Annotated in this window: 15 protein-coding genes and 1 other RNA gene; 12 read left to right on the forward strand and 4 right to left on the reverse strand. The window is 38.9% G+C overall.

From position 1 onward, the window contains the following. The first annotated feature begins 181 nt into the window (after positions 1–181). From ssrA to QMA12_RS01100, 6 genes are all read left to right on the forward strand, one after another. Positions 182–538: a transfer-messenger RNA gene (ssrA, locus tag QMA12_RS01075) on the forward strand. Positions 539–616: 78 nt separating this feature from the next. Further along, positions 617–799: a hypothetical protein gene (locus QMA12_RS01080; RefSeq protein WP_290210832.1), complete on the forward strand. Its 183-nt coding sequence runs from the start codon at positions 617–619 to the stop codon at positions 797–799. Positions 800–826: 27 nt separating this feature from the next. Further along, on the forward strand, positions 827–1,102 hold the full coding sequence (locus QMA12_RS01085) for a winged helix-turn-helix transcriptional regulator (RefSeq protein WP_290210833.1): 276 nt from the start codon (positions 827–829) through the stop codon (positions 1,100–1,102). A 293-nt stretch (positions 1,103–1,395) separates the two neighbouring features. After that, positions 1,396–1,938, forward strand: coding sequence for a DUF6088 family protein (locus QMA12_RS01090; RefSeq protein ID WP_087532107.1), 543 nt, complete (start codon positions 1,396–1,398; stop codon positions 1,936–1,938). Further along, positions 1,935–2,855 carry a nucleotidyl transferase AbiEii/AbiGii toxin family protein gene (locus QMA12_RS01095; RefSeq protein WP_290210834.1) on the forward strand — a complete coding sequence of 307 codons (921 nt, stop codon included), beginning with the start codon at positions 1,935–1,937 and terminating at the stop codon, positions 2,853–2,855. Before QMA12_RS01090 ends, QMA12_RS01095 begins: the two co-directional genes overlap by 4 nt. Then, positions 2,833–3,135, forward strand: a complete 303-nt coding sequence (locus QMA12_RS01100) for a tyrosine-type recombinase/integrase (RefSeq protein ID WP_290210835.1) — start codon at positions 2,833–2,835, stop codon at positions 3,133–3,135. Before QMA12_RS01095 ends, QMA12_RS01100 begins: the two co-directional genes overlap by 23 nt. A 267-nt stretch (positions 3,136–3,402) precedes the next feature. On the opposite strand, the gene QMA12_RS01105 is transcribed toward QMA12_RS01100, so the two are convergent. Both QMA12_RS01105 and QMA12_RS01110 read right to left on the reverse strand, forming a co-directional pair. After that, positions 3,403–3,969 carry a hypothetical protein gene (locus QMA12_RS01105; protein ID WP_290210836.1) on the reverse strand — a complete coding sequence of 189 codons (567 nt, stop codon included), beginning with the start codon at positions 3,967–3,969 and terminating at the stop codon, positions 3,403–3,405. Between the two features lie 8 nt (positions 3,970–3,977). Beyond that, positions 3,978–4,940, reverse strand: coding sequence for a hypothetical protein (locus QMA12_RS01110; RefSeq protein ID WP_290210837.1), 963 nt, complete (start codon positions 4,938–4,940; stop codon positions 3,978–3,980). A gap of 373 nt (positions 4,941–5,313) precedes the next feature. On the opposite strand from QMA12_RS01110, the gene QMA12_RS01115 reads away from it, so the two are divergent. Next, positions 5,314–6,066, forward strand: coding sequence for a sulfite exporter TauE/SafE family protein (locus QMA12_RS01115; protein WP_290210838.1), 753 nt, complete (start codon positions 5,314–5,316; stop codon positions 6,064–6,066). Between the two features lie 209 nt (positions 6,067–6,275). Here the strand turns inward: QMA12_RS01115 and QMA12_RS01120 are convergent, their stop codons facing one another. Further along, positions 6,276–6,620: a mannan-binding lectin gene (locus QMA12_RS01120; RefSeq protein ID WP_087532112.1), complete on the reverse strand. Its 345-nt coding sequence runs from the start codon at positions 6,618–6,620 to the stop codon at positions 6,276–6,278. A gap of 124 nt (positions 6,621–6,744) precedes the next feature. Beyond that, positions 6,745–7,572, reverse strand: a complete 828-nt coding sequence (locus QMA12_RS01125; RefSeq protein ID WP_290210839.1) for a hypothetical protein — start codon at positions 7,570–7,572, stop codon at positions 6,745–6,747. A gap of 120 nt (positions 7,573–7,692) precedes the next feature. Here QMA12_RS01125 and QMA12_RS01130 point away from each other — a divergent pair, with 120 nt between their 5' ends. Genes QMA12_RS01130 through QMA12_RS01150 form a run of 5 tightly spaced genes read left to right on the forward strand, consistent with a single transcriptional unit; the run spans position 7,693 to position 12,032 of the window. Then, on the forward strand, positions 7,693–8,337 hold the full coding sequence (locus QMA12_RS01130; RefSeq protein WP_290210840.1) for an aspartyl/asparaginyl beta-hydroxylase domain-containing protein: 645 nt from the start codon (positions 7,693–7,695) through the stop codon (positions 8,335–8,337). Continuing rightward, positions 8,315–9,568, forward strand: coding sequence for a hypothetical protein (locus QMA12_RS01135; RefSeq protein WP_290210841.1), 1,254 nt, complete (start codon positions 8,315–8,317; stop codon positions 9,566–9,568). The genes QMA12_RS01130 and QMA12_RS01135 overlap by 23 nt, the downstream gene beginning before the upstream one ends. Continuing rightward, positions 9,555–10,475: a hypothetical protein gene (locus tag QMA12_RS01140; protein ID WP_290210842.1), complete on the forward strand. Its 921-nt coding sequence runs from the start codon at positions 9,555–9,557 to the stop codon at positions 10,473–10,475. The genes QMA12_RS01135 and QMA12_RS01140 overlap by 14 nt, the downstream gene beginning before the upstream one ends. 27 nt (positions 10,476–10,502) lie before the next feature. Continuing rightward, the gene (locus tag QMA12_RS01145) at positions 10,503–11,201 is read left to right on the forward strand and encodes a tail fiber protein (protein WP_290210843.1); all 699 of its coding nucleotides are present in this window, start codon (positions 10,503–10,505) and stop codon (positions 11,199–11,201) included. Between the two features lie 6 nt (positions 11,202–11,207). Beyond that, on the forward strand, positions 11,208–12,032 hold the full coding sequence (locus QMA12_RS01150) for a sulfotransferase (RefSeq protein WP_290210844.1): 825 nt from the start codon (positions 11,208–11,210) through the stop codon (positions 12,030–12,032). The last annotated feature ends 45 nt before the right edge of the window (positions 12,033–12,077 follow it).

Raw genomic sequence — 12,077 nt, forward strand, 5'->3', positions numbered from 1 at the left:
GTCATGCTAATTTGTTAAGTAATTGTTTGTTTTATTTTATGGAACTTTGCATAATTCTCATTTTGTGTTTAATTATTCACCACTTAGTGGGAGCTAATAAAATAAAGCACTGAAGAGTCTTGAGTATCAGCACCTTAGTCAGTTATACTGCTTGCACACTCTGAATGAGTTTACTAATTCAGGGGCTGATTAGGATTCGACGGAATTCAAGAAGCCCGAGGTGCATGTCGAGGTGCGGTTTGCCTCGTAAAAAAGCCGCAATTTAAAGTAATCGCAAACGACGATAACTACTCTCTAGCAGCTTAGGCTGGCTAGCGCTCCTTCCATGTATTCTTGTGGACTGGATTCTGGAGTGTCACCCTAACACCTGATCGCGACGGAAACCCTGGCCGGGGTTGAAGCGTTAAAACTAAGCGGCCTCGCCTTTATTTACCGTGTTTGTCCGGGACTTAAAGGTTAATTAAATGACAATACTAAACATGTAGTACCGACGGTCGAGGCTTTTCGGACGGGGGTTCAAATCCCCCCAGCTCCACCAATATCGGTTTTTAAATTCGTTGATTTAAAAACCCTAAAAAACCCGCAAATTTGAGTAATCAAGTTTGCGGGTTTTTTTATGCAATTCATTTATATAAACAACGGGCTGGCTGTACAAATAAAGTTTGAAAGTGTTACTTTATTAACCGCTGCTCAATTTAATAACCTAATTGATGACGTGTTTATTAATATTCCTGTTGAAAGTATGGTGCATCAACATCAAGACGACTACTACCTCGCTATTCGCCAAAGTACCCAGTAAACCGATAGCGCTCCATTTATTTAGTTCATGTTACAAATGATTTTTGCTGCAATAACTGAGGCGAAAACGTCAGAAAATGAAGGTTTAAATGCGGGTTTAAGTGAGGGTTTAAAACTATCTGACGTTGATAAAACCATTTTGGCGTTTATTGAGCAAGACCGCTATATCACTAATGTCCAGCTTGCTGCAAAATGTGGCAAGTCGCAAAGTACTATTGAAAGGCGCATAACAGTTTTAAAAGACGTAGGATTAATAACCCGCATAGGCGCAAAGAAAACAGGGTATTGGCAGGTTAAACGCTAACAGCCTGCACAAAAACAGCGCAGTAAAACAGAAGCGTTTTTTATAAAACGAGTAATGCTTCTCTACGATGTATCAGCTTTGATATTGTAAGCCGCGGGGCTATTTTAATAGTAACTCTACACGCTACACGCTACACGCTCTTCCTGTCTAAAACAAAGCTTTCCCCAAACATGATATTTAAGTATACAAATATGACACTATAATATGTGTTTTTTGTAGACTTGTTAAAGTGAACGGTTAAGTCTACAATTATGACATCTTTATGTGTTATTAATGATAACTTGAGGTTTATATTGAAGAAATCTGAGGCCATTAAAAAACTTGCAGAATACGATAAGCGTGGTCGTTATATCTTTACTAATTCAGATCTTTCGAAAATTTTCCATCAAGATAACGAGCGAACTTTGCGGGCGGGAATCAAGCGTTTACTAGATGACGGCTTACTTGTGCGCATCATTAATGGCGTGTATTTATATACTCTAGCGCAATCTAAGGGAAGTGATACGTTAGAGCAGATTGCCAAAACGATTAGACGTGGTGAATACAATTACGTTAGTTTGGAATCTGCACTGTCTGAATTTGGAGCTATCTCGCAAATCCCAGTTGATCGTTTAACGGTAATGACAACAGGGCGTTCGGCTGAATATAAAACCCCGTTTGGAACCATTGAATTTACCCATACAAAACGAGCACCGATGGACATTCTAGAAGGTACAAATCTAATTGATAGGCCGCTTAGATTAGCCACCAAACAAATCGCTTATAGAGATTTAAAACGTGTTGGCCGCAATACCCATTTGGTTAATATAGATGAATTGGAGGAGCGTACGTTATGAAAATTGATCAACAGAACTTCGCAAGGTTAGTAAACCAAGCAATGCAAAGTGACAATGTTTCGCACATGCGCGCAGTTATAGAAAAAGAGCTCCTACATTACGATATTTTATTTGCGTTAGAAAAAGCGAGGTTTCTGGACAAGTTAACTTTTCAAGGAGGTACATGTTTACGGCTATGTTATGGCGGCAATCGTTTCAGCGAAGATTTAGATTTTGCTGGTGGCAAAGATTTTAGCTCGACGATGCTGGCTGACATGAAATCTTGTATTGAAAAATATATCGGCGAAAGGGACGGACTTGAAGTAAGCGTTAAAGAACCAAAAGAGTTAAAAACAGACCCAAAATATGCAGAATTAAACATTGATAAGTGGCAAATTGCAGTTGTTACCTTTCCTGAAAGAAAAGATATACCTAAACAAAAAATTAAACTTGAAATAGCAAATATCCCAGCTTATACAAAGGAGCCGTTACCTCTGCAGGCAAATTATGACTTTTTACCGGATGGCTATAGCGATACTCTGATCTTAACAGAGACGCTAGATGAAGTGATGGCAGATAAAATTATTTCGCTACCTGCTACAACAAAATATGTTCGGCATCGAGATATTTGGGACCTCGCTTGGTTACAGCAGCAAGGCGCTACATTGAAAATGGATTTAGTCAAAAGCAAGATCGTAGACTATAAACTTGATCACTATGATGTGTTGCTTGCTAATTTAATTGAGCGCCTAGCTGAGCTTGTTAAGAGTGAAGCATTTATAGCTGAGATGAAACGCTTCTTACCCACTGATGTATTTGACCGCACTTTAGCATTGGAAAAATTTCAGGTGTATTTAACTTCAACACTAATTAAATTGTTTCAATCAGTACAAGATGAGTTATCGGGTAAGGTAAGTGCTGTTGAGTTTAAAATGTAGGGATCTACATTGTATCTTTGTTACAAAGTTAATAGCAGATTGTCGAAAGGCGTTTGAAAGTGCAGTAAATAAAACCGATATTAATTTACCGAAAGGGCAGTGTAGCCATGTTTTAAGGCATACTTTTGCGAGTCACTTTATGATGAACGGAGGTAATATATTGGTGCTACAACAGATTCTTGGTCATACAAAGATTGAACAAACCATGGTTTACGCACACTTTGCACCAAGTCACCTAGAAGATGCTATAAAATTTGGACCAAAATTGATGGTTAGTTAGCGTTCTTTATTCGATTGCGATAGCACACTTGCAGCCAAGGCTTTTGTGTCATCACTATATTTTTCGCTATTAAGAACTTTTGAAGCAACTTTTCCATTTCCGCACCAGTTTGGTTAGATGAACTAGATTGTGATAAAGCAGAAGCTGCTAATTTTTTGCAATTTTCGAAGCGTCTTTATCCTTCAAAGTTTGCGAAGCTAGTGTGGAAACTTTTTTTGATGTTTTTTGTATTCTTACTCATTTAGATCCTTTCCTTGAAAAGAGTATTCATTTATCTACAATGTTATCAAAAGCTGAGAGCAACTTATGAAGGCGTTTAATAATCATAAGCGTTGTTAGAATAATAGTACAAATACAAAAAATTATTAACGGATTAATCAAATATAAATTTAGTACAGTAATTTTTAAATCAATTAATATAATCTGAACCATCGAGAAAACAACAAGCATTAGTGACGTTAAAATAGCAAAGCAAATATTGCTGTAAAGTTCATGTAATGTAGTAGAAAGTGCATTAAGGTTTGGTAGATTATCCTGACAAGATTCTTTATCTTTAGATTTGTTTTCTAGTTTCGTTGCAAGTTTATTTTTTTGGTCATAAACAAGTACTAATACGCTTATTAAAAGGGCAGAAAAAATAGCACCGAAATTTATTAGGGCAGCTCTGAGTTCTTTGCCTATGGACATACCAAAAACCATGTTTGCAATGGCTATTAGAAGTGGAATAACTATGAATACAAAAACATCCGACTTACAAATTTTCCCTGTATGATAATTTTTAAGGGTTGAAAAATGTCCTTTTATTATTTCAGAAACATTAATTTTGTCACTCATAATACCTCCTAAGGCACAATAACCTGGAAAGCCTGTCGTCCATGAACTCCTTTGAGTATATCATTCGTTAGAGAAAGTGACCAATTTTGAATTGAAAGAAAATCTGGTTGATTACCTATCATTTCAACGTCTTTTGCACCATCTTCATTAATTAAAATATCACAATAAGTCCCCTTACTGTTAGTGCCAACATTAAATGAACGGGTAACGCCATTTAATTTTGCAGTTGTAGTAACTTCAGCTCCTTGCGTGTTTAAAACTGCTACAATTTGTTGAAGCTTGGGGTCCGGATTTGAACCCATTAAATCCTTAAGTTTACCAAAAGTTGCTTCAAATCCTTTCTTTTTATTTTTTGGCCTTACTGAGAATTCAATATTACATTCAGCAACGGAGTTTACCGCATTAGTGACATCAGAGTTGCCTTTATAGCCTTTGACATTAAACGATTTAATTTTTGCATTTTCAACCCATTCAGTAATAGCTGTAGTGTGTGAGTAGGGCTTAAATTGTAATGTGGCTTCTGTTTCTTCCTTAAAGTAGCCTAAAAATATTGCACAAAATAGTGATTTTATACCTACACCCATGCTTTTGTGAAATAGTGCAATACCATCAGTTGAGTTACTTGGTATTGTGAATTGAATATAGTGCTTTAAAACTTCAGCATCAGATTCAGTCTTGGGGAAACGAATCTGACCTGTTGTTTTATCTAAAATATCACTTTTTACACCATACTGCCCAGTAACAAAAAAAGCGGAAACAGTGCGATTTTTTTTATCAAACTTTATATTTTTGAAAGAGTAGACTTTTTTATCTGCTGCATAATCGTATACATGAGCTGAAAACTTTTTCATGAATGTATATATTATTTCTAAAGTGTCTTTTGAGTGAACACTCGATAATTTATGATAAATGGATTCTTTATTTTCTCGTTTATGAAACGATTGAAGAAGATATGGTGTGATTGCGTGCATCTAACTTCCCTTTAATTTTTGTCCACATTGTGCCCAAGTTCATTTGATAACACAAGATACAACTAGATAACATAAGTAACTAATTCCTTGATTATAAAGTAAGTACTTGTTTTTATTATTTACCTATAACAATCGAGGTTTTTCGGTCGAGAAGTTCCCCTAAGCTCCACCAATATCGGTTTTTAAATTCGTTGATTTAAAAACCCTAAAAAACCCGCAAATTTGAGTAATCAAGTTTGCGGGTTTTTTATGCCTGTTTTAAAGCGGTTATGTATTCAAAGGGGGGATAACTGTTAGCTCTTTTGGCTCTCGTAACTTGTTTTGTCTCATGGTAACTTTGCTAGCATGTTGTTGTATTGCTAAGTTGTGTTAAATGGAATTTTTAGCCGGTGATTTATTAACGCCGTTCAGCGTTATTGGGCTGATTGTTTTATCGGCCATTACATCGATGGTGTCGGCGGCTTTTGGGGCTGGTGGCGGGTTGTTGTTATTGGTGGTGATGGCGTCGTTATTGCCGATGAGTATTGTGATTCCGGTGCATGGGTTAGTGCAATTGGGGTCTAATGCCAATAGGTTTATGCTGACTTTTAAGCACCTTGATAAAAGTATGTTTGTGTATTTTTCATTGGGTGGGGTATTGGGAGTATTTGCGGCGTCGTCGATTGTGGCGCATATCCCACTTGAGTTGATGAAAATTGTGGTGGCGGGGTTTGTACTTTATTTACTATGGGGCGTGACACCAAAGCTACGTGAAACCTCAAAATTATGGCGTTATATGGCGGGTGCTGTCACCACATTTTTATCGATGTTTGTTGGTGCGAGTGGCCCGTTGGTAGGCAGTTGTTTGTACGTTAACAATTACGATAAATTAAGGTATACCGCTACTTTTTCAGCTTGTATGAGTGTGCAGCATACTTTTAAAGCTATTTTGTATGGCTTTGTAGGGTTTTCTTTTTGGCAGTGGTTGCCGCTGGTGACGGCCATGATAATAAGTGGTGTGCTCGGTACTTGGCTTGGTTTAAAGCTATTACAGCGGATATCTGCGGCTAAATTTAAAGCTGTTTTTCGTGCGGTTTTAACGTTACTGGCGCTGCAATTAGCATGGCAAGGTTTTCAAGGGCTTTAGTTTAAACCAGTTAAAGCGCTATAAGCCTAGGTTTTATAGCGCTTTATACTAGCAACAAGGGAAAGTCGGTCGTTTCGCAAATTTGATATCTTTCACAAGGTTAAAAAACCATAATAAAGCCAGTCTATGGTTTAACCTTGAGGTTGAACTCATTCCTTTTCACAATATTCGACCATTCACTCTACCTGTTTGATTTAGCTTTTTACTGACTAAAAGTTATATTGGATTTCAATAACACTCATTACGCCTTCTACGATAGTTTTCCACTCGCCGGTAAATTCTGCGCCGTATGATGCAGCGATTGTTTTACCTATTTTTTGAGCTTCGTCATTGCTCCAAAGTGGGCCGGCTAATACATTGGTTTTGAATGAGTTGCTACCAGTGTTTGTTACTTCAAGTTCAACTTCAACAACACTCATTTGGCTCTGTACTACTGTGTTCCATTGACCCGTCCATTTACCTTGGTGTGCAGCGGCAACGGCGGGGGCTTTTTCTTCTGCATCTTTTTGATCCCAGATTGGGCCTGCTGGGATATTCACTTTAAATGTACTCATAAATTTCTCCTTAAATTGTTTATTGAATAGGTTTTTGAGCAAAGCTCATTGCTGTACTCAATATGGAGTATATGAATAACGTCAGGCTTTTCTATTACAGGGTATTACATTGTGTGGGCTTAGATTAGAGTGATTTTGGCAAGCTTGAATACGCAATTACTGCACCATCGCGCTGTGCAATATCTGGGTGGCGTAAGCTTTGTTGGTACTGACGGCAATAATTAATTGGGTTGCCATGATTAACTAAAAATGGGTTGTTATTTAATGTGGCTAATAGGTTCGCCCACCGTGTTTTTATATGCTCAGGAGGGCTTGGTAATGTATTGAGAATTGCTATGGATGCTTCAAATTGACTCGCTATTGCGAGCGATAGCATATCGTCATTGGCGGCTGCCAACCAACTTACGCCATTTATACCAACACATAGTAGTGGCATGTATGGCGCTAATGCAGGGCAAACGTCATTTTTATAGATGTCTACTTGCCAATACGAACGGGCAATTTTTGTAAATTGTGTAAAGCTGGTTATTGCTGAAAATTGCGATGTGGCGAGTGGCAAAATCTCTACTCGAGGTTTATTGGCATTGACGGTGTCGTTGGCAACATCGATATACCAGGGGCCAAAAATCAGGGCATTTTGAAAATATTCATCTCGCAGTGATCCCCATGCTTTTTTTATAACATGACCTTGCGAGACGCCGTCTCTTAGCAAACTTAAGCCCGGATTTTGGCTTTGCTGTAATGCTATTTGTAACAGGTTAAACATTTCGTCACGAATTTCTCTACAGCGGCCAATCGGGTATGGCTTATTTGCAAAGTGCGGCATTTTCGGTGCAAGGGTGAGGTCGGCCTGTAACCGCAGTGTTGCTAGGTCATTGCAAATTAAAGCCAGATGTTGAGTGGTGAGATCTTTAAGCTGCAAGTTTGCCTCAACCTTAATTAATGTTTTCATCAGTTTAGACTACAAAGCCATGATTTTCGATTTATTACAGCGTTGCTGTAATACGCTGTAATATTTTAAAACAAAGAATTTGTCTATCCTCAGTAAACATAGTTCAGGGACTGCTTAGATATGTTTACTCAGCCGATTACATTTACTCAATTACCTATCCCACTTAGTGAGTTTAACCTTGCTGATGACTTGTTAATTGCTGAGCAGTTAACTTGGCTGGAGCATGTTAATACTGATGAATATCAGGGTAAGTGGGATGTGCTTGAGCTTAAAGTGCCAAAAGAGCACCTTTATAGTCATCGTATTTTGCAGGCATTCGCTATTGAAGCTGCATGTGAATGGATTGACGGACCAAATTTAGATTTACTGAGTGCATTTGAGGGTCTGCTTGCTAGTTTTGAGTGCGAGATTTTGTCGGCTCGTTTAATGCGTTTGCATCCAAATTCTTTTATCAAACCCCATCGGGATCACGGCTTGAGTGTTGAAAAGTCACAACAGGCCCGTATACACATTTGTTTAGGTTACTCTGCCAATATTGAATTTTATGTTGATGGCCACCGTGTGCCCATGAGCAATAATAGTGCATGGTATGTAAATGCAGATGCTGTTCATAGTGTAAAAAATGCAGGCTCAACACCCCGTATAAATTTGGTTGTAGATTGTAAAGTAAATGACTGGCTCAAAGGGTTGATCTGGGCATTACATGATTCAACACAATTCAATGTTAATGCAGGAGGTTGTGATGTCAAACCCGCATTTGCCTAAATCAGCTACTGCTTATATTACAGAAGATCCGATGGTTACGGGGCTACTAAACCAAGCATTACGTAACCAAATTCGTTCGCTTACTCAACAACCTACAACTGCAATAACCTTGCAGCAATCGTTTATAGCAATTGCCAGCCAAGCTCTGAATCAGATTCATGATGAAGCATTAACTAAGCAGTTATTCTCAGACGCTTATGAGCAAGCAATGCATTGCCTTAATCAAGCTCAGTTGCAAGAGTCAGAAATAACCGAGCAATTTATTAATCAGCATGGTTTGGTTATGTCGGTTTTAAATTGCACCACCACAATTAAAGATGTGCACCGCAATAGCTGTTTTTATAAGGCAATATTTGAGTTGGTAACAGATTTATTAAAGCGCAGTGCTCAGATCAATATTGCCTATCCGGCATGTGGGCCTTTTGCGCCGTTATTGCTACCCATTTTGTTGTACATGGATAAACAAAACCTGATCTCGCCAAAAACAGTGCGAGTTTCACTTATCGATATTCAACCCGGTGCTATTAAGTCTCTTAATGCGTTAATAAATGAGTTAGAACTCAGTGATTATTTTGATGGCGTATTTTTAAGTGATGCAGTGTTATATCAAGGGGAAAAACCATACGATATTTTTATCGCAGAAGCATTTCAACATGGTTTATCAAAAGAGGCGCATTTAAGTATTTGTAAAAACTTTGCGGCTCAATTAAGTAGTCACGGTGTGATGCTGCCTTGTAAAACCACTATTAATGCAGCATTAGTTAAGTGCCAACGTGAGTATATTGAACAGTGGCAGGCTTCAGCACAAGGGGAGGTGAGTGCTAAACCTAATCCAGAGATTTTAAATGAAAGAATTGAATTAGGAAATGTACTGACCCTTGACCGCTATAGTTTATTAAACCTTGATATTATTAATTTAGGGCAGCAGCAGGTTGTGTGTTGTAACACATTGGCGATCCCTGAAAATACGCAAGATGCAAGTAAGCATGTAGTGGTGCTTTATGCCCAAGTGATGACTTATAACGATCACTGGCTGACTCAATATCAATCAGGCATTACCCATCCATTACCTTTACTCAATGTATGTATCGACTTTGTGCCGCAAAGTTCAACCGTGGATGACTTACTACTGAGTTCGACAGACAAAATTACTTTTTATTACAAGCTGACTGGATTAACAGGGTTTTTGCCAACTAAAGCCGAGCAGCAGGTGAGTTATGCAGCAAGTTAATCGTGTAGTACTTTTTACTTCAAGTTGTTTGGCTATGCCTACAATCAATTTGCTGTTGCAAGCAGAACTGCTGGTTTCGGTGGTTTTTGTTGATGACGAAGCACAACATATTCAACATGAGCAGCAACAGTTACGCGCCCAATGTGAGGCATTAAATATAAACCTCACCAGGTGGAACAATAATGATCAATTGGTAGCTCAACTTGATCAGTGGCATGCATCAATCGCAGTTTCGTGTTTTACAGCAAGAGCATTGGATGATGAAATTATTAAATTTTTTCATGGCCAAGCTTATGGACTGTGCTGTGGTATAGCTAAGAGTCATCAATGGACCAATAGTTTATATTGGCATATCAGAACGCAGCAAAATGAACTGCCTACCACTTTGCAAAGACTCAACAGTAATGAAAATACAGCGCTGCAATCTGTTGTGATTCATCCGTTTGATACCTACCAAAGTTTGTCGTTACGAGTGGCTTCAGCGTTAGCGTCTGCTTTAGTAAATGTAATGGCGAAGCTAAATATGATTACTTGGCAATCATTAAATGAAAAACAAGTCTTGCCAAATACTGCAAAACCAATCACCCGCGAAGCCATAACTTTATCTTTTAAAACTCATAGTGCTAATGATTTCGTTGCTGCAGCAAAAGCAGGTAATCCACTATATGGGGGGTTTATTTTGATAACTCAGTTGGGTGAAATTAACGTGCTGCAAGCTTCAACTATTGAGCAAAATGAGTTTTTTGAGCCTGCGGGTACGATTTTAACAATCAATAAATCAGCAGGGTTAATTGTACAAACTAAACAGGGAGCGGTGGTACTAGATATTATTTCTAGCCAGTTTGGCTGCATCTCTGGTTATCGGTTTGCATCTTTAGCGAATGTTAGCGCTGGAATGCAATTATAACTATATAAAATTTAGAGGAAATAAATTATGAGTGCAGATCCATATATTGGCGATGTAGAAATATTTGCGGGTAACTTTGCCCCAAGAAGTTGGGCTATGTGCGACGGGCAGTTATTGCCGATTAGTAGCAATACTGCGCTTTTTTCTATTATTGGGACGATATACGGTGGTGACGGCCGTACCACTATGGCGTTACCAGATATACGTGGGCGAGCACCTATTGGCTATGGCCATGGCCCCGGCTTGAGCGGTTATAAGCTTGGTCAAAAAGGAGGCGTTGAATCTGTATATATTTCACAACCCTATTTACCTTCAATGCATAGCACAGTGTCATTGCCAAGCTCTGCGCAGTCAGTCTCAGTCAGTATTCCAGGGCAAACCATAACCGATGTGACCGGTACTGCAAATATTGCAACGGCACAAAATGCCGATACAGGTGAGCCTACAGCAGGTGCGGCATTGGCTACGGTTGTTGCTGGTGGCGGCCCTGATAAACAAGAATTGATCTATCAAACCGCGCCATCATCCTTGCTTAGCCTTGGTAATGTGAGTGTTGATTCGTTTGATATCCCAGCACAAACAAATGTGCCACTGACGCTGCCAGCTAATAGTTTACATGGGACGGTGTCTCTATCTGGTGGTAATCAAGCTATGGATATTCGCACACCTTCCATTGCAATGAACTACGTTATTGCTTTGCAGGGGTTATTCCCGAGTCGGAATTAATTATTTATGCAGCATCGTTATCATTTTATCGCAGGTTTGCCCAGAGCAGGCTCAACATTATTGGCGAGTATATTAAGACAAAACCCTGATTTTCACGCTGATATGTCAACGCCTGTTGCTGGCTTCGTCACTAACCTATTGGAGCAAATGGGGTCTGGGAGTGAGTTCGCTTCGAGTATTACTTCGGTCCAGCGACTGAATATATGTCGAGCTATTTGCTCTGGCTATTATCAGGAAGTTGAAAAGCCAGTCGTGTTTGACACTAACCGATTATGGACCGCAAAACTTAACGTACTAAATACTTTATTTGGCAATGATTTTAAGGTGATTTGCTTAGTAAGAAACCCGGCATGGGTGATGGATAGTTTTGAGCGTATTTACAGAAAAAACAGCCTTGAATTTAGTCGTATATATTCCGCTGCAACGCGGCAAAACGTGTATACCCGCTGTGAGCATATTGCGTCTAATCTTGGGCCATTTGGTAGTGCGTGGGCTGCATTAAAAGAAGGTTTTTATGGTGAGTTTTCAGAGCAATTGTTGTTGCTCGATTATGACTTGTTGGTGACTAAACCAGAAAATAGCCTAGCGCTGATTTATCAGTTTTTAGGTTTGTCTGGTTATCAGCATGATTTTGAAAATGTCAGCTATAACGCTAGTGAATTTGATAAAAACTTGGGAGCAGAGGGGTTACATGCGGTGAAGCAAAAGGTGGAATTTACCGGCCGCAAAACGGTGCTTCCTCCTGAATTGTTTAAAAAATACAGCGATATGGCTTTTTGGCTGGAACCACAAGGTAGTAACGCAAGCTTAATCACACAAAAAACACCTTAACATTTTAAATAAGTAGTACTAAAGCAACGCTTTATACAATATGGT

Origin of the sequence: Pseudoalteromonas sp. APC 3893 (assembly GCF_030408095.1) — a bacterium.
GTDB lineage: Bacteria > Pseudomonadota > Gammaproteobacteria > Enterobacterales > Alteromonadaceae > Pseudoalteromonas.